21 protein-coding genes and 1 pseudogene are annotated in these 20585 nt (G+C 69.3%); 8 read left to right on the forward strand and 14 right to left on the reverse strand.

Going from position 1 to position 20585, the window contains the following annotated elements:
• Positions 1 to 265: 265 nt before the first annotated feature.
• The 4 genes from ABZ135_RS23505 to ABZ135_RS23520 all read right to left on the reverse strand — a co-directional run bounded on the left by ABZ135_RS23505 (position 266) and on the right by ABZ135_RS23520 (position 2496).
• Positions 266 to 1219, reverse strand: a complete 954-nt coding sequence (locus tag ABZ135_RS23505; RefSeq protein WP_356698199.1) for a Ku protein — start codon at positions 1217 to 1219, stop codon at positions 266 to 268.
• A 40-nt stretch (positions 1220 to 1259) separates the two neighbouring features.
• A complete protein-coding gene (locus ABZ135_RS23510; RefSeq protein WP_356698200.1) occupies positions 1260 to 1634 on the reverse strand; it encodes a DUF6300 family protein in 375 nt (124 codons plus the stop codon).
• Positions 1635 to 1674: 40 nt separating this feature from the next.
• On the reverse strand, positions 1675 to 1851 hold the full coding sequence (locus ABZ135_RS23515) for a hypothetical protein (protein ID WP_356698201.1): 177 nt from the start codon (positions 1849 to 1851) through the stop codon (positions 1675 to 1677).
• A 261-nt stretch (positions 1852 to 2112) separates the two neighbouring features.
• Entirely contained in the window at positions 2113 to 2496 is a 384-nt protein-coding gene (locus tag ABZ135_RS23520; protein ID WP_356698202.1) for an ankyrin repeat domain-containing protein, read from the reverse strand.
• Between the two features lie 362 nt (positions 2497 to 2858).
• On the opposite strand from ABZ135_RS23520, the gene ABZ135_RS23525 reads away from it, so the two are divergent.
• Positions 2859 to 3122: a hypothetical protein gene (locus ABZ135_RS23525; protein ID WP_356698203.1), complete on the forward strand. Its 264-nt coding sequence runs from the start codon at positions 2859 to 2861 to the stop codon at positions 3120 to 3122.
• Positions 3123 to 3441: 319 nt separating this feature from the next.
• On the opposite strand, the gene ABZ135_RS23530 is transcribed toward ABZ135_RS23525, so the two are convergent.
• Complete coding sequence (locus ABZ135_RS23530) at positions 3442 to 3960, reverse strand: ricin-type beta-trefoil lectin domain protein (protein WP_356698204.1); 519 nt, start codon at positions 3958 to 3960, stop codon at positions 3442 to 3444.
• A gap of 117 nt (positions 3961 to 4077) precedes the next feature.
• Here ABZ135_RS23530 and ABZ135_RS23535 point away from each other — a divergent pair.
• The 5 genes and pseudogenes from ABZ135_RS23535 to ABZ135_RS23555 form a co-directional block, all read left to right on the forward strand.
• A pseudogene (locus ABZ135_RS23535) lies at positions 4078 to 4332 on the forward strand (transposase); the annotation flags it as partial.
• 47 nt (positions 4333 to 4379) lie between these two features.
• Positions 4380 to 5201 carry a hypothetical protein gene (locus tag ABZ135_RS23540; protein WP_356698205.1) on the forward strand — a complete coding sequence of 274 codons (822 nt, stop codon included), beginning with the start codon at positions 4380 to 4382 and terminating at the stop codon, positions 5199 to 5201.
• A gap of 336 nt (positions 5202 to 5537) precedes the next feature.
• Positions 5538 to 5870: a hypothetical protein gene (locus ABZ135_RS23545; RefSeq protein WP_356698206.1), complete on the forward strand. Its 333-nt coding sequence runs from the start codon at positions 5538 to 5540 to the stop codon at positions 5868 to 5870.
• A gap of 293 nt (positions 5871 to 6163) precedes the next feature.
• Positions 6164 to 6598 (forward strand): hypothetical protein, encoded by a 435-nt coding sequence (locus tag ABZ135_RS23550; protein ID WP_356698207.1) that lies wholly within the window; start codon positions 6164 to 6166, stop codon positions 6596 to 6598.
• A 516-nt stretch (positions 6599 to 7114) separates the two neighbouring features.
• Positions 7115 to 7759, forward strand: coding sequence for a hypothetical protein (locus ABZ135_RS23555; RefSeq protein ID WP_356698208.1), 645 nt, complete (start codon positions 7115 to 7117; stop codon positions 7757 to 7759).
• Here the strand turns inward: ABZ135_RS23555 and dnaB are convergent.
• From dnaB to ABZ135_RS23570, 3 genes are all read right to left on the reverse strand, one after another.
• Positions 7704 to 9053 (reverse strand): replicative DNA helicase, encoded by a 1350-nt coding sequence (gene dnaB, locus ABZ135_RS23560; RefSeq protein WP_356698209.1) that lies wholly within the window; start codon positions 9051 to 9053, stop codon positions 7704 to 7706. The two genes, ABZ135_RS23555 and dnaB, sit on opposite strands and share 56 nt — an antisense overlap.
• Positions 9054 to 9129: 76 nt before the next feature.
• On the reverse strand, positions 9130 to 9885 hold the full coding sequence (locus ABZ135_RS23565) for a DUF721 domain-containing protein (protein WP_356698210.1): 756 nt from the start codon (positions 9883 to 9885) through the stop codon (positions 9130 to 9132).
• A gap of 47 nt (positions 9886 to 9932) precedes the next feature.
• A complete protein-coding gene (locus tag ABZ135_RS23570; RefSeq protein ID WP_356698244.1) occupies positions 9933 to 10268 on the reverse strand; it encodes a DciA family protein in 336 nt (111 codons plus the stop codon).
• Between the two features lie 54 nt (positions 10269 to 10322).
• Between ABZ135_RS23570 and ABZ135_RS23575 the strand changes: the two genes are divergently transcribed.
• Positions 10323 to 11501, forward strand: coding sequence for a hypothetical protein (locus tag ABZ135_RS23575; RefSeq protein ID WP_356698211.1), 1179 nt, complete (start codon positions 10323 to 10325; stop codon positions 11499 to 11501).
• 794 nt (positions 11502 to 12295) lie between these two features.
• Here ABZ135_RS23575 and ABZ135_RS23580 read toward each other — a convergent pair.
• Positions 12296 to 13708, reverse strand: a complete 1413-nt coding sequence (locus tag ABZ135_RS23580) for an RNA-guided endonuclease TnpB family protein (RefSeq protein ID WP_356698212.1) — start codon at positions 13706 to 13708, stop codon at positions 12296 to 12298.
• Positions 13709 to 13982: 274 nt separating this feature from the next.
• On the opposite strand from ABZ135_RS23580, the gene tcmP reads away from it, so the two are divergent.
• On the forward strand, positions 13983 to 15167 hold the full coding sequence (gene tcmP, locus ABZ135_RS23585) for a three-Cys-motif partner protein TcmP (RefSeq protein WP_356698213.1): 1185 nt from the start codon (positions 13983 to 13985) through the stop codon (positions 15165 to 15167).
• Positions 15168 to 15214: 47 nt separating this feature from the next.
• Here the strand turns inward: tcmP and ABZ135_RS23590 are convergent, their stop codons facing one another.
• From ABZ135_RS23590 to ABZ135_RS23610, 5 genes are all read right to left on the reverse strand, one after another.
• Positions 15215 to 15961, reverse strand: coding sequence for a phage Gp37/Gp68 family protein (locus ABZ135_RS23590; protein WP_356698214.1), 747 nt, complete (start codon positions 15959 to 15961; stop codon positions 15215 to 15217).
• Positions 15962 to 16124: 163 nt separating this feature from the next.
• The gene (locus tag ABZ135_RS23595; RefSeq protein ID WP_356698215.1) at positions 16125 to 16793 is read right to left on the reverse strand and encodes a DciA family protein; all 669 of its coding nucleotides are present in this window, start codon (positions 16791 to 16793) and stop codon (positions 16125 to 16127) included.
• A 10-nt stretch (positions 16794 to 16803) separates the two neighbouring features.
• Complete coding sequence (locus ABZ135_RS23600) at positions 16804 to 17640, reverse strand: hypothetical protein (protein ID WP_356698216.1); 837 nt, start codon at positions 17638 to 17640, stop codon at positions 16804 to 16806.
• Positions 17641 to 19120: 1480 nt separating this feature from the next.
• Positions 19121 to 19681 carry an ATP-binding protein gene (locus ABZ135_RS23605; RefSeq protein WP_356698217.1) on the reverse strand — a complete coding sequence of 187 codons (561 nt, stop codon included), beginning with the start codon at positions 19679 to 19681 and terminating at the stop codon, positions 19121 to 19123.
• Complete coding sequence (locus ABZ135_RS23610) at positions 19678 to 20436, reverse strand: GntR family transcriptional regulator (protein ID WP_356698218.1); 759 nt, start codon at positions 20434 to 20436, stop codon at positions 19678 to 19680. Before ABZ135_RS23610 ends, ABZ135_RS23605 begins: the two co-directional genes overlap by 4 nt.
• Positions 20437 to 20585 lie beyond the last annotated feature (149 nt).

A 20585-nucleotide genomic window follows, 5' to 3' on the forward strand; every position in this document is an offset into this window, starting at 1 on the left:
GAGTGGGACGCGATCATCACCCACCAACCCCTGCCGTGACCAGGGGTGATGCACCCCCATATCGGCGGCCACCCCCGGCGCCGGCCCCAGGGGGCGCAGGCCGTACGCCACGACCTGACGGATTCCGTCACACAGCGCACTTGAACGGGAACTCACCGCTACTCTGGGGGGTGTACCGCCGACCCCATGCGGCAGTGCTGCTCCCTGAACCCCCGGCTCCCCCGTGCCGGGGGTTCAGCCGTATCCGGGGGCCGGCTGCCGTGCTCTACGCGGACTTCCGTCGGGACGTGGTCTTCTTCGCCGCCGTCTTCTTGGCCGGGGCCTTCTTCGCGGAGGTGGCCTTCTTCGCCGCGGTCTTCTTGGCGGCCGCGGTCTTCTTCTTCGGCTTCGGCATCTCGTGCACCGTGCCGGGTGCACCGCCCTCGCCGCGCGACTCCTTCGCCTTGGCGACGCTGGCCTCCAGCGCCGCCATCAGGTCGACGACCGGCGCGGTCGGCGCCTCCTCGCCCCCGACCGGCCGGGGCGCCCGGTGCTCCGTCTTCGCCTCGATCACCTCGTGCAGCGCCTCGGTGTAGTGGTCGGTCAGCCAGTCCCCGAGGTCGGCCAGGTGCTCCAGGCTCATCGTCTCCAGCAGCGCGAGCGCGCCCTCGATCTCCTGCTCGGTGATCTCGGCCTCGGGCGGGGCGACCGCGGCGGGCGAGCGGATCTCGTCCCCCCAGTGCAGCCCCTGGATCACGAGCGCCTCGCCGAGCGGCCGCATCAGCCCGAGCCGCTCGCGGCCGCGCAGCGCGTACTTCGCGACCGCCACCTTCTCCGTGCGGTCCAGGGCCTGCCGGAGCAGGGTGTACGGCTTCGCCGCGACAGGGCCGGAGGGGCGCGCGTAGTAGTCGCCGGCGCCGTAGCTGACGGGGTCGATGGAGTCGGCGCTGACGAACGCCACGATTTCGATGGCTTTCGCCGTCGGCAGCGGCATCCCGGCGAGGTCCTCGTCCGTGATCGGGACCAACGTCTCCTCGTCGACCTCGTACGCCCGGCCGATCTGGTCCTCGGTCACGACTTCGCCGTCGATGTCACACCGCTTCTGGTAGCGGATCCGGCCGCCGTCCTCCAAGTGGATCTGCCGGAACGAGACGTCATGGCTCTCGGTCGCCGGCTCCAAGCTGATCGGCACCGTGACCAGGCCGAACGAAATGGCTCCGGTCCACATCGGACGGGGCATCGACGCTCCTCCAGGACGCCCCCCTAGGTCTGACCTCAGGCTATGCACGTCGGCGCCGTGATCGCACGCCCTCCCTTGCGGGCGGTGTACAGGAGCGGCCGGGCCGGGAAGCCGGGGAGCGCCGGGCGCCTGGCGTCTCGGTGCGACGTGCGGCACCCGGGGCGGCGGCCATGCGCTCCCTGGTCCATTCGAGGACGAGGCGCGCGGCCTCCGGGAGGTGCGCGGCGTCGCGGTCGCCGTCGTCGGCGAGGACCCGCAGCAGGTGCCCGGCGGCCGGTCGGGACGGGGTGTCCGCGTCGCACGCCGGGCACAGCTCCAGAAGGAGCGGCCAGCCGACGGCGTCGTCCTGCGCCAGGACCACGCTCATGAGGAGCTCGCTCGGCAGCGCGAGCATGGCGGCAGCCGCGTCATCCACCTCACCCAGGCCCGACGCCCCCCTGGGGTCTGACGGCAGGCTATGCAGGCCGGGCGCGTCGCGCGAGCTCGACGGGGGCGGGGACGATCTGCACGTCCGAGACACCGGGCCGCGCCTCGTAGGCCGCCTTGTAGTCCTCGGCAGCCGCCGGGCTGAAAGCGACCGCGGACTCCCGCCGCTCGCCGCCCTCTATCCACGTGATCCGGACGTTCTCCACCTGCGCTCCTCTGGTCTGATTGCCCCGCCCGGCGGCCGCATCGGCTGGGGCCGCCGGGCTCCGTCAGGGTGTCACGGGGCACTGACAAGAGCCTCGACCAGGTCCGGCCGGGCTCCTCGGGTGGCGACGAGGTGGTTCCGGATCGCGCCCAGGTGCTCGCGTTCGGAGTGCGAGACGCCGCTGCGGACGATCTCGGCGGCCAGGCGGGCGCTGCACCGCAGGCGCTGGGCGAGGTCGGGCGTATAGGACCTGTCCGGCCGATCATCGGCGAAGCCACCGCCGGCGGATGCTTCTGAATCGGGCCTTCGGTTTGGCCTGGCGGGTGCCGAACCGATCCAGCAGCCTGATCGCCATGCCGTGATCGTAATAGCGGGCCAAGTCGTGGGCTGTTCTGCCGTCGATCTCTGTCGCAGGATCGGCGCCGTAGGCAAGGACGATCGCGGTGAGAGCACTGTCGATCGGTTTCCCCGATTGCAGCGCCGAGTCCCCTTCCAGGTCGATGGCGTGCATCAGCAACGTCATCCCGCAGCAGACCTCATCGACGTCCGCTCCTTCGTCGAGGAGCCGGGTGAGCGTGGCGGGTTCGCTGGACTCCACCGCTTGATGGGCGGGCGTCCAAGGGTTCTCGATCTCGAAGCTGATCACCAAGGCATCATGCCTGCTCCCAAGATCGGCCGGACAGTTCCTAGGCGGCACCGAGGGCGCGTAGGGCCCGGTGCTGGGAGGTGATGAAGCTGCGGGCGGCTGCGGGCCGGGCAGCGGCCACAGCCGCTCGATGACGTCCCCGATGGGTTCGAGGAGGTAGGGGCCGTGGATGATCGTGTCGTGGAGGTAGCGGGCGGAGGCGGCGACGACCGGGGATTGGGAGCTCTTCAACGCCTCACGGCTTCGACTCCCATACCGAGCGCTGGCGGGAGGACGCCCTCAAGGCCGCCCTGCCCGCACTGCTGGCCCGGACATCGGCCAAGCGGCTGCGCGGCCAGCTCTTGGTGCACGCCGACGAGAAGATGCTGACCGACCTGGCCGCCAAGGGCACGGTGACCATCGCTGACGTGCCCGCCATCCTGAAGCACCGCCGCGTCTGGGCGGACCTGGTCGGGCCTGCTGCGCGAGACGGCTCCACCTCATCGCCCGCCTCTACGGCGTTCGCCGTCAGCCGTGCACAAGGCTGCTTCTCACGCCGTAACCGTGAGGGGGTCGGGCTCTTGCCCGAGAAAGGCGAGGTGATCCCGTCTGCCCCCCATAGCCCCGGGCCGAAGGCCAGCGTCTGAGCTGCGGTCATTCGCGGCCCGACGGACGTCGTCGTCGAGGTGGGCCATGGCGTAGACGTATTTCACGGGACCTATCGGTTTAGTCACTCATGGAGCATCGCGGAACTCGCAGACCAGAAGTGCACCTCGGCAAGCCTGACCCCTACATTTACGCGCCAAATAAGATGACATCTTAGGAGGTGAGACAGTCCGTCGGTCGCCGTGAATGCCGAAGGGTCCGGCGGACGGATGTCTCGCCGGACCCTTCGTGGCGGGGTCAGTGACTACTTCCACAAAATGCAGAGCAATTCGCAAAACTCACGAAGTGATCCAGGAAGCTCTAGAGGTCACCGGGCATGTGCCAATTCTGAACCAACGGAAAGTAGGAGTTGCACTTCCATAGGGTCATCCATGTCCCGTTACTACCACCGTTGCCATAATTCGTTATGCACTTACTCCCGTAAACAGTCCATACCTGCTGATCAAAGCGATCACCAGGCCATGTATCAAACATCTGGGAGCTTCCATCAACATTGTCGCACGGCCAGAGGGTGAGGACCGCACCATCAGTTCCGGACGCGTTCCCGCGTGGAGTGATGCACTTTCCACTAGAAATGTGCCGGATCTGGTAGTCATGTTCCCAGATGAACTGCTGAAGAGGGCTTCCCGTGCAATCCCAAATAGTGAGGACGGTGCCGTTCGCCGTACTATTCCCCTCAGGTGTAGCGCATTTGGTCCCGTTGGGGCCCCAATTGACCATTTCGCCAGATTGACCCCTATCCGCAAAAGCGGGTGAAGCGGACAAAGTGACAAAGGTGACGATACCGGCCACCAGCGCTGCAATCCTGCGTGCGCCCATTAGACAACCTTCCCTCAGATGAGAGATTTGATCATAAGCGCAGGTGGGGTAGGAAGTGAAATTGGAGCAGAGTACCTAAGACGTCATCTCATTGGCTGCCTCGGTAGGCTATAGCTCTTGGGGATCGTTGGGCGGCTGGTGCCGGAGGAGTTGTGGAAGTTTCTCCAGCGGGTGGTGCCAGAGGCCCCCTTGCGACCTCAAGGCGGTGGCCGACGCCGCCACGGTGACCGGGAAGTGCTGGCCGCGATCGTGTTCGTGGCCACGTCAGGCTGCACGTGGCAGCAGTTGCCGTCCGCGTCGTTCGGGCCGTCGGGAGCGACGGCCCACCGGCGTTTCTCGGAGTGGACGAAGGCTCGAGTGTGGGCCAAGCTCCGGCTGGCGGGGACTGACAGGGGGCGGGCCCCCGTACGATCACGGCCATGTCGATCACTCCACCCATACCGGCTCTCCACGCCGACGGGGACACCGTCGTCCTCGCGGAGGGCGACGCGCTGCTCCTGCGCCGCCCGCACGAGCAGGCGCGCATCCCGCTGGAGGCCGTCAGCCGCGTGCTCGTCGACGGGCGGACCGTCTCGATCGAGCTGACCGCCTCGCCGACCGCGGAGAGGACGCACGTCCACCGGATCTGGGACGTGGCTGACGAGGCCGCGGCCGTCGCCTTCGCCGATGCCGTGAACGCCGCGCTCCCCGAGCGTACGGAGGCGATCGCCGGTGCCGACCTAGTCACCGGGGAGCGCCTCTACCAGCCGAGCTACCGGAGGTGGCTCCGCGGGGTGAAGCGGGGCGCGCTCATCGCGACCCTCGTGGTCATCGGGCTGTGCGTGCTCGCGCGCTCCTCGGGGCACCCCGGCGCCATCGTCGTCTTCATCTCCGGGTTCTTCGCGGTCCCGACCCTCGCGCTCGCCGCATGGCTCATGTTCGAGCCGATCGAGGAGCGGTACCTGCGGAAGCACGGCGTCCGGACGACCGCCGTCCGGCTCCAGAGCCAGCCCGGCCGGTACGAGTACGTCGATCCGGCCGGCGTGTTCCGCGGCGTGCGACACTCCGTCCAGACGTGGAGCATCGAGGCGATGTACGACCCGCGCGACCCCGGCCGCGTGTGCCCGGTCAAGTCGCGGGGCCAGCGGATCCGGTTCGCGTCCCTCATCCTGTTCATCGCCATCATCGGCCTCCTCTTCACGGCTGGGACGGTCTTGGGTGTGGTCTTCGCCTTCCTCGGCACATGGGAGGGCCAGCTCTGAGACTCCGGGACCTCGCAGGTGGGAGGGTCAGGCGCCAGCGATCAGCCCCACCGTCGCCAGGACACACACCGCGTCGGACAGGAGCGCCGACCGCTGCGCGCTTCGTTTGAACCCCAGGCGGGCCTTCTGCTCCCGATGCGACCGCCTCGCCGTCTACCTCGCGCGATAGCCAGCACGCGCCCCACTACCAGCAGCGCACCGGCCGGCCCCCGGCCAGCGGGCCCGGCATGGATGCCCTCGCGGCCGCCGCACAGCGATAGCCGCCTTGAAGGCCGGTCATGTCTGCCGCCAACGGCGCAGTCGCCGCCCCCGAGACGCGGTGTCAGGGTGGATGCCATGGGCAGATACAACGGGTCGGCGACCGTCATCGCCGATGGAGTCGACTACACGGTCCGCGCCGAGCTGTGGTGTGAGCCGAGCCCGCCGCAGAGCGTGCGGTCCTTCGCCGGTTCGAGTCCGGTCGGCGGCGGCGGGATCGAATGGGGCGGCACGCTGTACGCCTCCGGAGGGACGGACGCGTTCGCCATGCACCAGGCGAACAGCCTGCTCCTGCGCCTCGACGACGGAGCGGAGGCACCCTTCACCTTCCCTCCGGGTGGCGAGGGCGACCTTGAGGCCGGGGAGCTGGAGATCCGGGGCAGCGGCACGGTGCCATTCGACTGCGGCTAGACCGCGGAGCTGCGCCGTCTCGCGGTCGTCGGTGGCCGATACGGGCTGGATCGGCGGACCGATGCCCTCAGCGGGCGGCGGCCACCGCTGCTTTGGGTGTGCAGCGCCTCGGAGGCTCATGCCGGTGTTCGGCCAGGTGCTAGCGGCGCGCCACGGATGCCTTCCCCGCCCGGCCGCAGCGTCATCTCCGTCGGAGGCCCCGATGCGCGCTTCCTCCAGGTTGGTACAAGCCGGCCGCGCCCCTTGGTGTTGCGTTCCCGTCCTGACCGCGGCAACCCTGGTAGGACGAATCCATGACCGCCACGAGACACCGCCGTACTTACGCAGCACTCCAGCATGTGATCGATGCCCTGGAGTCCGATTCCTGGAGCGACGCGATCCACGAACGTGGCTTTCGCCTGACAGTCAGTGATGAAGGCGGCGCGCTCATCATCTCACCGGATTCCACCGTGCCCGGCCCGTCCGCGCCCCCAGTTCGCTGCCGGTACCCCGAGGACCAGCGCCTTCAGCGCGCGAGGAATCACCTGACCTGGCTGCGTGGCGACTTGCTCTCCATCGGCCTCGACTTCGCTGACCGTTTCCCCGATGTCTTTCGGAAAATCACAAGCGGCGAGGCCGTCCAGGTCGTCGAGTACGAACCGAGGCGCAGTGTCGGGGACGCCGTCCTCCGCCCCGAAGATGGCAGGGTCCAAGGGGTCACCGTCGCAGCCACCGGATTCGACGAGTAACTGGTCAGGCACTTCTGCAGCGGTCTTGCGGACCTGCTCTGTGGTCGCAGGGCCGGCTGTTCCGGGGACGAACCGGTTCTCGGGCTGCTGGCGGGCGAATCGCCGTGGATGAGGGTCCGTCTTCGCAGGTCCTGTAGACCGGCGGGCCCTTGCGTCGCCGGGACGGAACCGTGGCCCGCGCCTGCTTCGCGGGCTGAGTGACCGCCGTCCCGTCCGGCTTGGGGAGGGGCACCTCGCAGGCCGGTGGGACGGAGAAGGACCGCAGGGCGGTGGGCGGTGTGGCTCTGCCCCTTCCGCTCGCTTCCGTCGCGCCGGCTGGCTTCATCGTGGCCAATGTCCTGGTCGGGCTGAAGCGTCGCGCAGTTCGGGGCGCTTCTTTCGGTCGGTACGGCTGGCGACGAGGGCTTGGCGGATCTCTGCGGCAGTTTTACGGGCGTGCTCGGTGGTCGCAGGACCGGCTGTTCCGGGGACGAACCGGTTCTCGGGCTGCTGGCAGTGCGGGCAGGGTGAGTCGTCGTGGAGGAGGCGGCCGTCTTCGCAGGCTCGGTCACCGCAGGACCTGGGCCTGACAAGGAACTCGGCGATCTCCTGGGGGGCCCAGCGGCGCCGGTTGTCCTCATCGCGTTCGTGGATGGCGTGGGACCACCGGTTGTGCCAGCGACGCTCGATGCGGTCGAGGAGCTGGGCAGGAGTTCGGTGGGCAAGCTCGGCGAACAGGATGTCGGGCAGGGTGGGCGGCAACCGGTGGCCGAGGGCCTGAAGGAGTGGTTGGGGGAAGCCCTGCATGATAAAGCCGACGGGGTCTCGCCCAGGGCCGCGCTTCCACTTGTTGCAGGTGCAGGTGCTGTCCTCGGGAAGAGCGTTGCCACATCGCTGGCAGACTCCGCGGCAGTCCGCGCACAGGCCGTTGTCGAGGCCTTGGAGGTGGGGCGCCGGCGCGCGGCCGCAGTCTTGGCAGCAGGAGGCGCACAGGCCGCAGAGGCGTTCTTCGCCTACCCATTTGGCCCAGGGGCGCTGCTGGCAGCGGCAGCAGAGGTGGACCTTGCAGAAGTCGCCGTGGGCGCCCTCGTAGCGGCCGAGGATGTCGAGCATCTCAGAGTCTCCCTCAGGTTCGGGCCATGTCGACGAATCGGGAGTAGTGGCCTTGGAAGGCCACGGTGATGGTGGCGGTGGGGCCGCCTCGGTGCTTGGCGACGATGAAGTCGGCCTCGCCGGCGCGGGGCGACTCCTTCTCGTAGGCGTCCTCGCGGTGCAGGAGGATGACGAGGTCGGCGTTGTCCTCCAGGGACCCGGAGTCGCGGAGGTCGATGAGCATCGGCTTCTTGTCGGTGCGCTGTTCGGCGCCGCGGTTGGCCTTGGAGATGGCGACGATGGGGACGTGCAGTTCCTTGGCCAGCAGTTTCAGGCAGCGGGAGATCTCGGAGATCTCTTCGTAGCGGGATCCCAGCGGGCGGGTGCCGTAGGTCATCATCTGCAGGTTGTCGACGACGATCAGCTTGACGTCCCGCTGGCCGGCGAGCCGGCGGCACTGCGCCCTCAGGTCGGTGAACGTGGGCCACGCCTCGTCCTGGATGTACACGGGGGCCTTGGCGACGTCCGGGACTCGGCGGGCCAGCCGGATCCAGTCCTCGTCGTCCATCATGCCGCCTCGCATGTGATGCAGGGCCACGCGGGCTTCCGCGGACAGGATGCGGGTGGCGATTTCCTCGCGGCCCGACTCATAGGTGAACAGGGCCGCGGGCAGGCCGTGCTTGATCGCGGCGGAGCGCAGGAGGTCCAGGGCGAGAGTGGAGGTGCCCATCGCGGTCCGGGCGGCGACGACGATCAGGTGTCCGGGGCGCAGTCCGCCGGTGAGCAGGTCCAGGTCAGTGAAGCCGGTCGGGACTCCGCTGAGGATGCCGGTGCTGCCGGCCGCCTCGAGCTCGTCGAGTGCGCCCTCCAGGACATCGCCGATCGAGTAGGAAGGGGCGAGGCCGCGGGGGCGTTGAGCGGTGGCCGCGAGGATTTCGGCCTGAGCGATGTCGGCGAGACGATCGGCCTCCTCCGGCGTGCTCTCGGCGGCAAGGCTCTCCACCCGGGCGGCAGCTTCCTTCGTGCGCCGCAGCATGGCGTGGGCCTGCACACGCTCAGCGGCGCGGCGCCAGCCATCGCCGCTGCCTCTGGCAATCAGCAAGTCGAGATAGTCACGGCCGCCGGCGGCGTCCAGGCTTCCGTCAGAGTCGAGCACCTTGGCCACTCGAAGGAGGTCGGGGCTTTCACCAGAGCCGTAGACGTGGAGCACGGCCTCATAGATCAGGCCATGGGCCGGCTCGTAGAAGTCGCGGGGATGGAGCATCTCGACGACGTCGGCGATGGTGTCGGTGGACAGCAGCATCGCGCGCAGCACGGTCTTCTCCGCCGACACCGCGGCCTCGTCGCTGCCCGAGGTCTCTCGGCCGTCTGACTCGTTGCTCATGGTGGTGTTCCCCCGCTCCCCCGCCGCCGTGCCGGCGTCGACACGTCCGGTGAATGGTCGTGATCGGACAACGACTTTATGGCCCCGGCGACGGTGACGGTGCACTCGCCTTCTCCATCCGGGCCCGGCGCAGTGCCGCCTCCCACACCGAGTCGGAGGCCTCGAAACTTCCAGCCGCCGCTGCGGTGCGGGCGCGCTGGCGCTCCAGTCGGCCACGTGACTCCCGCTCCGCCTGCGCCGCTTGCCGGGACACCGCGTCGTCCACCGCCTGATCCATGACGGGGGCGTAGCGAGGGGCGAAAGCCCGCGGCAGCCAGGACATCTGCCGCGGCAGCGAGCGGAAGGCCTCGGCACAGGCCCCTTCCCTCTCCACGCCGGCCACCTGCACCGGCGTCAGCTTCGGCCCGGCGAGGCGCATCGTCCGAACCGGCCCAACACCGGCCTGCACGAAGATTTCGTTCAGCACGCACGTCAGCCGGGGCGCAAGAAGACGGGTCTGCGTCGCCCACGCCACCGAGTCGGCGCGCACAGACAGCACCCCATCCGTTGCGTCGTACGCGGTGACGGCAACATGCTTGGCGAGATCGGGTCCTACCCGCTCCTGCCACAGCGCGCTCGCCACGGCGAGGGAAGGAACCGGAAAACGCCTCTCGATAAGGTCGAGCAGGACCTGCTCGAACGGGACCGGCACGGCGTTGCGGCGCCGTCGCGGCGGCGGCAGCGTCATCTGGCTGCGGCGCGCCCGGGCCCTGCGGAAGCGGGCGTCTTCCCTGGCCGCCCTGAGCGCGGCAGCGGCCATATCGACGCGCCCGGCGGGCTCATCGGGCCCCATCACCGACGTCCCCTCCTCCGTCCCGATCCACGAGGAACCGCATTCTGTCAGCTCTCGCCGTTCGTCGGAGTACTTGTGGCCAGGAGGACCTCGAGCGGGCGCCGGTACCCGGCCGAGGCGTTCTCCCTGGTTTTCACCGGGCTGGCCGGCTGGGACTCGGCCCAGCGGTCAGCGGCCGGTTCCGGCGCCGGAACGGCAGCGGCACCGGCCGGAAGGACGCGGACTTTGCGGACCACGGACCTGCCGGCCCGCTGGTTGGCTGCGTCGATGATCCGGGCTGTGAGCAGGCGGAGGTGCGTGCCGTAGGCCGGCGACTCGGGCCGCAGGTTGAGGGACCACCTACGGCGGCGGCCACTTCGCGGTGATGCCTTCGCGGGCTGTATGAACCGCGGCTTGTGTTCGCGTAACTCTTGCGCTTTGCGTCCGTTGGGCGAGGTATGCCAGCATCAGCGTCGAACGCGTCCTGCGCCAGTACAGCCCCGGGCGGCACGCCCCCGCAGCTCGCCTTCCTGCTGACCACAAAGCAGGGTGAAGCGGCCCGCGCCCTGCTCGACTATGTTGCGGCGCTGCCCCTGCCCGGTCCCGACGCGCAGCTCTTGGCGGCGGTGGTTGCCATTCGGGCAGCGCGCGGCGGCGTCGGTAACATCACCGGCCAGGATCTCGCCTCACTTCGCCTGGGCGACGCCCACGAAGCCGTAAACGCCCTGCGGGGCCTGGGATGGCAACTGACGGACACCGTCTTCGGCACCGACCCCACCGCACCTCCGACTCCCGTCACCGTCCCGGAGCTGACCCGCAACGACGACCACCCCCTGCCACTCGGAAAGCTGACCCGCTCACGCGTATCGGGCTGGACCACGAAGTCGCTGTCGGCCAAACCGGTAAAGAAACTCCCGCCCGCCGCCCGCCTGGCCGGCCTGTTCCTCGCCGCCCACGCCACCTCCCGGCTCCTCGGCTCCCTTCCACCCCAACTGCCGGCAGCCTGCAGGGCAGAACTCCCAAAGCTCATGGAGAAAGGCTTCCTCGCCGAGCTATCCGGTGATCGGTACCGCCTCGACCCCCAGGTACGCCACCTCTCCGGACTTCGGCCGCCCACCGAGGAGGAACGGGCGCGCACCGGTGCTCCCGCCAAGCCAGCACGCGGATTCCGCTTCGACCCGGATGCGTGGCTTCGGTGGAAGCAAGCCGCCACTCCCGGCCTGCAGCGGCATGTGGAGAGCATCGAGACCTGCGGCCTGTGCGGGCTTGCCCCCGAGCGAGTGGCAGAGGCGTTCACGACCCCCAGCCGAGCCCAATTCATGTCCAAGCAGACCAGGACTCTGTACGGACAGTGGAAGACCGAGCACCCCGACCACGGCCCGCAGGCCGCCGCCTTCACGGTGGCCTTCCGCGCCGAGCACGGCCATGGCCCCTCGTTCCGGCAGGTCGCGGAAGGCATGGGATGGAACCTGCCATACCAGCTCCGGTGGTTCATCGTGCAGCGCCTTCTCGCGAACAACTGGCTTACGAGCACCGGGACCGTTCCCTGGACCTTGCGCCCCGGAACGGCAGCACAAGAACAAGGCATCACCCTGCCCCGAGCCCGTACCGCTCCCGTCGCCGCCCAGCGTTCCTGACCACACCCAGTTCCCTCAGCCGCTCCCAGCGAGGAACTGCTGCGCCCCGCCCCCTAACAACGTCGATCCCGACCATGACTGCCCAGCCCGGCTCCTGGAACGCCACAACGAGCACCGCCGCGTCCAGGCCTGGCCGCCCTCACCGCCAACCCACACACCCCGCGCACCGCCGTTACCGACGTCCTGGACGGGCTACACCCCACGGAGCTCGCCTGGATCGCCGAGAAGGCCTACGGGCCCCAAATCGCTCCTGGACGCGGGAGCGGCCGTCCCGGCCGACGAGGAAGACGACGGTGTGCTGCGTCTGATGAGCGACGACCAACTCGACCAGCGCCCCGCCACCGCAGCCGCCCTGCAGTCCTGGCTCGACTCCCCCGCCACCGGAGAGGTCCTCCCCGCTCCGACATCCCGGGGGTGCGCCGCTTCACTCAGGTCGCCCCCGGCGCGCGCCATACCGCAGCCACAGGCCGATGGGTGGGCATCGCACCGGTCGTCCCCCCTGCGCGCCCGGGCTGTACTGGTACCTCTACGGGGTCTGGTGCGGCTGTTACGGTCGTCCCCTGCGCGCCCGGGTCGCACAGGGACCGAAAGGGGGCGGAAGACAGGTTGTCAGTCGTCCCCTGCGCGCCCGGGCCGTACCCTTCGTGACCTGCTGGTTTAGAAGAGTGTGGCCTGGCTGTGCGCATGTACGAGGGGCGCCAGCGGGTTGCTCCGCTGGGGTGGCACCTGGCTGGGGGGCCGGGTGTCTTCCCGCTTCATCGTTCCGTGCCGGGCGGCCTTGCGGTCGTCTGGTCTTACCGGGGCTCGGCGGGCGTTTTGGTCTCCCCTCTACCAGGGGCGACGGGTGGTGCGTCGGCCACGACGGCGTGGCGGGCGATGTTCCGGGCGGCGTTGAGGTCCCGGTCGATCGTCAGCCCGCAGTCGGGGCAGGTGAACGTCCTGTCGGCGAGCGTGAGGCGTGGGTTTTGCCATCCGCAGGCCGAGCAGGTCTTGCTGGAGGGGAACCAGCGGTCGCAGACCGCGCGTTTGGATCCGTACCAGGAAGTCTTGTAGGTGAGCTGGCGGCGGAACTCGCCGGGGGCGGCGTCGAGGATGGCCCGGTTGAGGCCGGCCTTCTGCCGCACCCGCCGGCCCGGCGCCTTGACGGTGCCGCGGGCGCTCGCGGTCATCCCGGCGACATGGAGGTCTTCGACGGCGACGACCGCGAAGACGGTCGCGAGCCGCTTCGTGACCAGGTGCAGCGCGCTCTCGCGGCGTACGGCGACCCCGTGGTGGAGCCGGGCGACCTTCTGTCGGGCCTTCTCCCGGCGCCTCGAGCCCTTCTCCTTACGGGACAGGGCCCGCTGCGCCTTCCTCAGCCGCTGCTCGGCGCGGGCCAGGTGCCGCGGGTTCGCGATCAGGACGCTGCCCGGGTCAGCCAGGTCGAGGGGCTGGGAGAGGGCGGCGAGCGTCTTCACCCCGAGATCCACCCCAACGGTCCCGCGCTCGCGCTGCCGCCGCGACGGCTGCTCGGGCACAGTCATGGTCACCTTGCACAGCACCGAGGCGTACCAGCGGTGCCCGGCGCGGGAGACGGTCACGGACTGAACGACCGCCAGACCGCGGTCGACGAGCCTGCCCAGGCGCTTGCCGGAGTCGTGCAGGCGGACCTCACCGATCGTCGGCAGCCGCAGCCGCCGGTACGTGGCCAGCCGGATCGACGGGCGCTTCACGTCGTGGTGGAGGCGGAAGGAGTCCCGCGAGCGGCCCTTCTTCTTGAACCGCGGGTAGCCGACCTTCCGCCCCGCCCGTGTGCCGCGCAGCGAGTCGAGCCAGTTCTTCCACGCCCGGTCCACGTCGATGAACGCCGACTGGAACGCGTAGGTGTTCACCTCGTGCCACCACGGGCACGGCCGCTGCGGCCCGAACACGCCCTCCGGCAGCCGCCCGTCGGCCCGGGAATCGCCCTTGACCTCGTTCAGCCGCTTCTGGATCTGCGGCTTCGACGGCACCGGCACCTTCACCCGCCGCCGCGCCTCCGCCTCCGCAACTCCCTGGGCGACGAGCTCGGCGACCTCGGCCCGCCACCGCTGGTGCGCGGACACCTTCACGCCGAGCGCGTAGTTGAACGCCCACCGCGCCGCGCCGGCGTGCCGGGCCAGCGCGGCGTCCTGCGCCGGGGTCGGATCCAGCGCGAACTTGAACGCCCGGAGCACCTCCCGCTCCACCAACCCACCTCCCCACACGCGCCTGGTTGCCCATCAGCTCAGCAGGACCGTACAGGGCGCCACTGACAACGCCTCTGACGTGCGGGTTTCTACACCAAGCGGGTTCACCAGGCCGAATCACCGGCGCCACCTCTGGCGTACCGACCAGAGCGGCTCGCCTCGGTGAGCCCACTGCCACAGTCACGCGCGGCGATGTCGAGCGCATGGCCTTGCTGGAGGTCACCGCCGTGCTTCACCATCTGTGATGGGGCAGACACAAGATCTGGGGGTGGCGATGTCGTCAGGTACAGGCGGGAGCTACTGGGCGGACAAGGCGCTGCCCAGCGTGTTCAAGCACGATCTCCTCAAGCGGTACCTGCCGCAATTCGGCGGGATGACCGGTACCCAGTCCCACGACAAGCGCGTGGTCTACCTCGACGGATACGCCGGCGAAGGGCGGTACGAGAACGGCGATCCGGCCTCGGGCGAGATCGCGATGCGGGTCGCTTCGTACCTGCGGGCCAAGCCCGGGCTCACGCTGGAGTGCTTCTTCTCCGAGCCCCAGCAGAAGTCGTTCGACCGGTTGCACGACGTCGTCCAGCAGTACCGCGCCCGCGGCGTGCGAGCGCACGCCCACCACGGTGAGGTCGACGGGGTCCTCGACCAGGTCGTCGAGCGCGCGCATCGGGAGCCGCTGTTCCTCTTCCTGGATCCGTGCGGTCTCGTCCTGCCGCAGGACCGTCTGGTTGAGGTCCTCGCCCGAAAGCGCCCGCAGAAGCGGCCGGCGACCGAGCTGTTGATGAACTTCAGCATGATGGCCGTGTGGCGTCTGGGCGGTCACGTCCGTTCCCCGCACGGGAACGAGAAGTCGCTGCAGCGGTTCGATGACGTGTGCGGCGGAACCTGGTGGCGGGAGTACTTCGCCGACGCGGTGGCTTCGCGCGAGAAGGAAGGTGCGGCCGAAGACGCGATCGAGGCGGTCGCGGAGGAGTACGCACGGCGGCTCGCGCAGCGGACTGGGATGTTGGTGCAGTCCGTGCCCGTCTCGCACTCGCCGCGCAAGAGGGCCGTCTACCGGCTGGTGTTCGCCACCCGGAGCCCGTACGGGCTGTGGGTGTTCGGCGACACCGTGGCCCGGGCGAGGGCGACGTGGTGGGAGACGCTGGAGGAGCGCGAGGACGACGACGGTGCGCTGTTCTCCATGGCCTCAATGGCGCGCCCGGACCCCAAGGAGGTCGAGCGCCAGGCGGTGCCGGAGATCGCCGAGAACCTGGCGAGGCTGCTGGCTCGGACGCGGCAGAAGATCAAGCTCGTCGACTACCCGCTGGAGATTTTCGGCTCCTTATACGGCCAGGTCACCGAGCCCGTAGTGCGCCAGGCCGTACGGCTTCTGCACGATCAGGGCAGGACGCCCAGCAACGGGGTCGGAGTCCCCAAGGTCCGGAACATCGTCGTCTACCCCGCACGCGCGGCCGCCTGACGTCATGGCCGGGCCCAAACCGGAGCCCGGCCACACATGTGCCCGCGTCAGACGGCGATCGGCAGCGGCATCTGATCCCACGTCCGGCCCTCGAGGAGCCGACCGCCGGCCTTCGGGGTACGGCCGCCCCACTGCTTGAAGAAGAACGCAACGCAGGAGTCCTGGCAGGTGTCGCGGATCTGGGTGACCCAGCTGGGATCGAGCGGCCTGTGCCCGGGGCCGGACTCACCGCCGGCGATGACCCAGTGGATTCCGTCCAGGTTCAGTCCTGGCAGCGGCCCCAGCAGCGGCTCGCACGACAAAAACCGCACCGCTGCGGGCACTTCACGCAGGTCATCGACGCGCGCCAGCTCCTTCTCCGTCTCCACAGACACGCCCATCCACAGGTTGTCCGGCCAGTCGAGCCTCGGGGCGACCTGCCGAAGGCGCCGGGCCCGCTTGGTGAGGACCTGGTAGGTGTGCTGCGGCGTGTCGGCCATGACCTGGAAGACCTGGCGGACGAAGTCGAGCGGCACCCGGGCGTGGAACAGGTCGGACATCGAGTTCACGAACACCGTTCGCGGGCTCTTCCACCCGTAGGGCACGTCCAGGGCGTCAGGGTGAAGGGTGACGTCGAACCCTGGTCCGGATGTACGCGGATCGCCGTCGTTCTGGTACTTCGCCGCTCCCATCGCCTTCAGCCGCTTCGCCAGGGTGAGGGCGTAGCAGTTGTCGCACCCCGGTGATACGCGGTCGCAGCCGGTCGTCGGGTTCCAGGTCGCCTCGGTCCACTCGATCGCGCTGCGGTCGCTCACCGGTCTCCTCCTGCCCTCACGCACCCGGCCGCGCCGCCCAGGACGGCTTCGGTGTGCTGCCTAACGATGGCTTCCGAGACGGGACACCCGGGCAGAGGCGCCGGTATCCGCACGCCCTCGATCGCTTCTCGTAACCTCACGTGTCGAACCTCCGTTCAGGAACCTAGTGCTTGGACTGGGCTCGGTCGACCTCCTGCCAGCCCGCCTCATGGCCGGGGCTGGAGTGCACGCCTTGTACACCCCGCGCCACGAGGTGCGCATTGAGAGCGCGCCGGTAGCCGGCCGAGGCGTTCTCCCGGGTCTTCACGGCGCCGGCTGGCTCGGCCGCGGGGCGGGCTGCAACGGCGGGCTCGGGCGTCGCGACAGTGGGACCGGCCGGAAGGACGCGGACCTCGCGGACGACAGATCTGCCGACCCGCTGGTTGGCCGCGTCGATGATCCGGGCGGTGAGCAGGCGGAGCTGCGTGCCGTAGGCCGGCGAGTCGGGGCGCAGGCTGAGCCGCCCGGTCGGGGAGTCGAAGGCGACGGTGGCGGTGTGGGCGGCCAGGTTCGGCGCGACCGCGGCCGCGATGTCGGGCCACTGGTCGAGGACGCTGCCTCCGGAGGCGGGTACGTCCCAGGCCCGCTCGGTGATGAGGGACTGGATGACGGTGGCGAAGCCGGCGGGGTCGCGGCGGTCGCGCTGCAGGGTCACGCGCTTCGGTCGGCGCGGGGCACGGGTCTGGGCGCCGCGCTGACGGGCGGCTTCGCGGGCCTGATGGAGTGCGATGCGGGCGAGGTCCGCGCCCGATGCTTCAGGAACGCTCGGTGCGGCCAGGTGGGAGTTCGTCATGTCGCGCCTCCTACTGCGTCTTGTAGGTGGTCAGGGAGCTTCGGGCGAAGGTGGCGAGCTGCTCGGCGCGGCGGACCAGGTCCTCGCCGAAGATGTGCTGCGCCGCGGCGGCGCCGAGAGCATGGATCGTGTCCTCGATCAGGTCGATCGACCCGAGCTGGAGCTGGGCGCGGGCCTGGGCGCGCATCTCGGTCCGTTCCGCGTCGCTGATCTCGAACGGGTCGGCGCCTACCTGAGCAGGCTGATGGAGGTCGTTGGCTACCTGCGGGTGGAGGCTGTTGCGGGCGACCTGGTTGACGTGGGCAAACGCCGCCTCGATCTCGTGCTTGAGGGCGGTGTCGGCCGGGGACTCCCAGGCGCCGTCCTTCCGCTCGCGCTCAGCACGGACCTGCGCGATGCGGTGGCGGCGCCGGGCTTCTTCTGCCCGGTGCGACTGCTCCACCACGCCCGCGCGCTTGGCCGGGGTGTCCAGCACGGTCGTCGCCGAGGAGAGCAGGACGGCGAGCAAGCCGGAGCCGCGGCGGACACGCTCGGCGGTGCCGCGGATCTCCAGCCAGGCCAGGACCTCGTCAGCGGTCCACCCGGCGTCGGCGACCTCACGCGCCACCCAGGCGATCCGGGGCACCGAGCAGCCACGCAGCCACTCGACCCGGCGGGTCAGCTCACCGGCCAGTTGGAACCGGCGGCCGATCCGGTTCAGCGACTTCCGCTTCGACTTCCGCCCACCGGCGGCCTTCGCCTTGAACTTCCTCGAGGTGGGGGACTTGCTCCCCCCGCTTGCGAGCTCGCTCTCAGAGGGGGAGGAAGTACCACCCGCAGAAGAGACACCTGAGGTACCAACCTGCATTGGGGTGCAACGGGCCTCATCCGAAACAGCCGTCACAGCCCCCTGCTCAGCACCCTTCCGGGCACCCCTCGTCGGGGCTTTCGATGACGTCTTCGAACGCGGCTTACCCACCTTCCGCGACGCCTTCTTGGCCAGCTTCGCCATCAGCTCCCGGCCGGCCTCCGCGATCCCGGACGCCGCCCGCGTGTACGCCGGAGCCGCCCCGTCCCGCTGCACCGTACGGATCCCCAGGGCCCCGTCGAACTCCGGCGGGATCATCCGCGCGAACTCGCTGGCCCGCGCCGGACCGCCAGAAACCCGCGTACCCCTGACGATCCACGCGAGCAACCCGGCCTCCCGCAGCATCGCCAGGTGGTACTCCACCGCCCGTTCCGACAACCCGGTACGCCGCACCAGGTACTCGATCCCCGGACGGCACGGGAAAAGCTGAGCGAGCTCCTGGGCGATGCGTACGGTCGTCGGACCGAACGACCGCGGACCGTGCGACCGGTGCCGCCGAGGTCGGAACAGCCCCGACTCAGCCACCCAGTGCACCGCCTGCATCCACGAGAAGCCATCAACCGCCAAGCGCCCAGCAGACGACGACAGCCACTGCGACGCCTCCGGCACCCACAGCTCCGGCAGCGGGACCACGGAGTCGTCGACCGAACCGCGCGGCACCGGCACAGCCGCCGGAGCGATGGCGGTGAGGGCGCTCACCGCGGCCCGCCGACAGCGGTGTCGAGGGCCGGGTTGGCACGGTGTGTCGTAGAGGACAACGCGCAGACAACGCTAAAGCCGATCAAACGGTCACGGCTGAGCTGGAAAACGGCAAGGCAGTCCTGCACAATGGCTCCTGTCGTGGAGGCATCGCCAAAACGGCATGACGAAGCCCCCTGTAGGTGCTTCGTGGTTCTGGAGCGAACCAGTACGAGTGTTCGGATCCGACCGCTAATCGGTCCGGACGACCCCTTCGGGCGGCGCTGCTAACGCCGGCCGGTGTCAGAGGGGGCGCTCAGCCGAGGTGCTGCTATCACCTCGGAGACTGGGCGTCCCGGCGGCTCTGGGCCCCGAATGAGGGCGCCGCCAGCCTCACGCTTCTACGCCAATACGGCCTCCGGAGTGGAGTGCTGCCCGAGCTGCCAACCAGCGCGGAAGTCAGTGGACGCGAACCGGGCGGTCTGGCCGCCGATCGGCGCGGCGAAGAGGTCATGGAGACGCGTACGGCCCGCCGGAGCGACACGGGAGCGTCGCTGCAACGGCGGGGTGGTGTGTGTCCGCGAGCGGGTACGGGTACCCTGCATCACGCGACCGCCTTCCTCTCAGTAAAGGTGGTTCGCCGGGCCGGGATAACCCCGGCCGAGAGCCCCCGAAGACCCTGGCCGGTCGAAGGGGGCTTTTTCATTGCTGCAGTGGATCAGATCCGAGGACACCCTACTCCCCCGACCTGCCACAGAGTGACGACAGGTCACACCGTGTCGAGCCCGTAAGTGACGGCCCATCACGACGTCCCTCCGCCAGCAAGAGGGCACCCCTGACCCAATCTGGCGAGCAAGGCTTCGGGGTTGCCGTCGTAGATGACGTGGGGCTCGGCCTTAGTGGGCGGGTGGAATCGGCCAGCGAACCTGAGGAGGTCGGACTCGCTGAACTCGATCGAATTCGCATCCACCAGGGCGCGCGCGTTTCGTTCTTGGATACGGCGCCATCGCACGTCGTGGGGCACGGGCAGGTAGACGAGGACCGGAACGCCCCCTGCCTCCCTAACGATGCCCGTCCACAATGCACGCTCCGCCGGGGTCCAGAACCCGTGGTCGACGACCACGTCACGTCCCTCGGCGACGAGATCGCGAAGCTCCTCCTGAACTTCAAGGAGGATCGGAGCCTCGCGAACTAGGTACTGACCGCGGGGGAAGTCCCGGCCGTAGTGTCCGTGACGCTCGAACATGACCTCGTCCGGACACAAGCGAATGAAGCCGGCCTTCTCTGCCGCACGGGCCAGGGTCGTCTTACCCGCTCCAGGGAGACCCGACATCAGCAGCACCCAGGGCTGCCGCCTTGTCATGCCCCCACCTCGGAGGTGATCATCCGAGTCCGCCCGGGAGCGCCGAGGTCGACTCCGAACTCGAGAACGTTCCCGTCGGCGTCGTAGAAGCGCGAGGTTAGTACGAGGATCGCCGCCACAGTCTGCGGGTCCAGCTCCAGGAGGTCGAGGTCGCTGGCGGTGGCGATGCGGGCCGACTCCTCATCGACGCGGCGTACGGTGATCCGGCCTGTTGCCCTGGCGATCTGGTCCAGCGACAGGCCGTTCTTGAGGCGGGCGCTCTGGAGCAGCTCTGGAACAGCCTCGGCGAACTTCGCGGGAATCCACGACGTGGAGTGAGCCACGATGCCGCGAGCGTCGCGGTATACCCGGGTGCGCCGGATAACTTCCGCATCGCGGGCGATGTTCAAGGCGGCTGCTACCTCAGATGGAGCCGGCACCATCGCGGCGCTGTGGCCGGACGACTGCTCGCCGGCGCCCCATGTCGACTGTGTGCGTCCGCTACGGTCATGGCGCTCGGACCCCGACGACAAGGGGACGGGAGGGCCGACCACTTCCGTGCCGACGCCCGGAATGCCCTGGACGAGGCCCTCTTCGCGGAGGATGCGCATCGCTCGGTCCGCAGTGGCTGTGCTGACCTCGAATTCCGCGGCGAGCTTCTTGATGCTCGGCAGCAAGTCGCCGGGGCGGAGGCTGCCCGAGTTGATGCGGCCGCGGAAGTGCTCGGCGATCCGCATGTAGGGCGGTCGATTGTCTGCCCGGTGCTGCCCAGTCATCGCTCTCCTCCATTCCGTCGTTCGTGTGTCCATCTTCGGCAGCCTCACTATACCGCTTGACACCTGAGGGTACCTGAGGCAACCTGATGTAGGTCAAGGGGCTGCGAAACAACGGCTCCTGACTGCCCCTCGTCTCACGCGGGGCACCT

The organism is Streptomyces sp. NPDC006339, from assembly GCF_040612775.1.
In the GTDB taxonomy this organism is placed as follows: domain Bacteria; phylum Actinomycetota; class Actinomycetes; order Streptomycetales; family Streptomycetaceae; genus Streptomyces.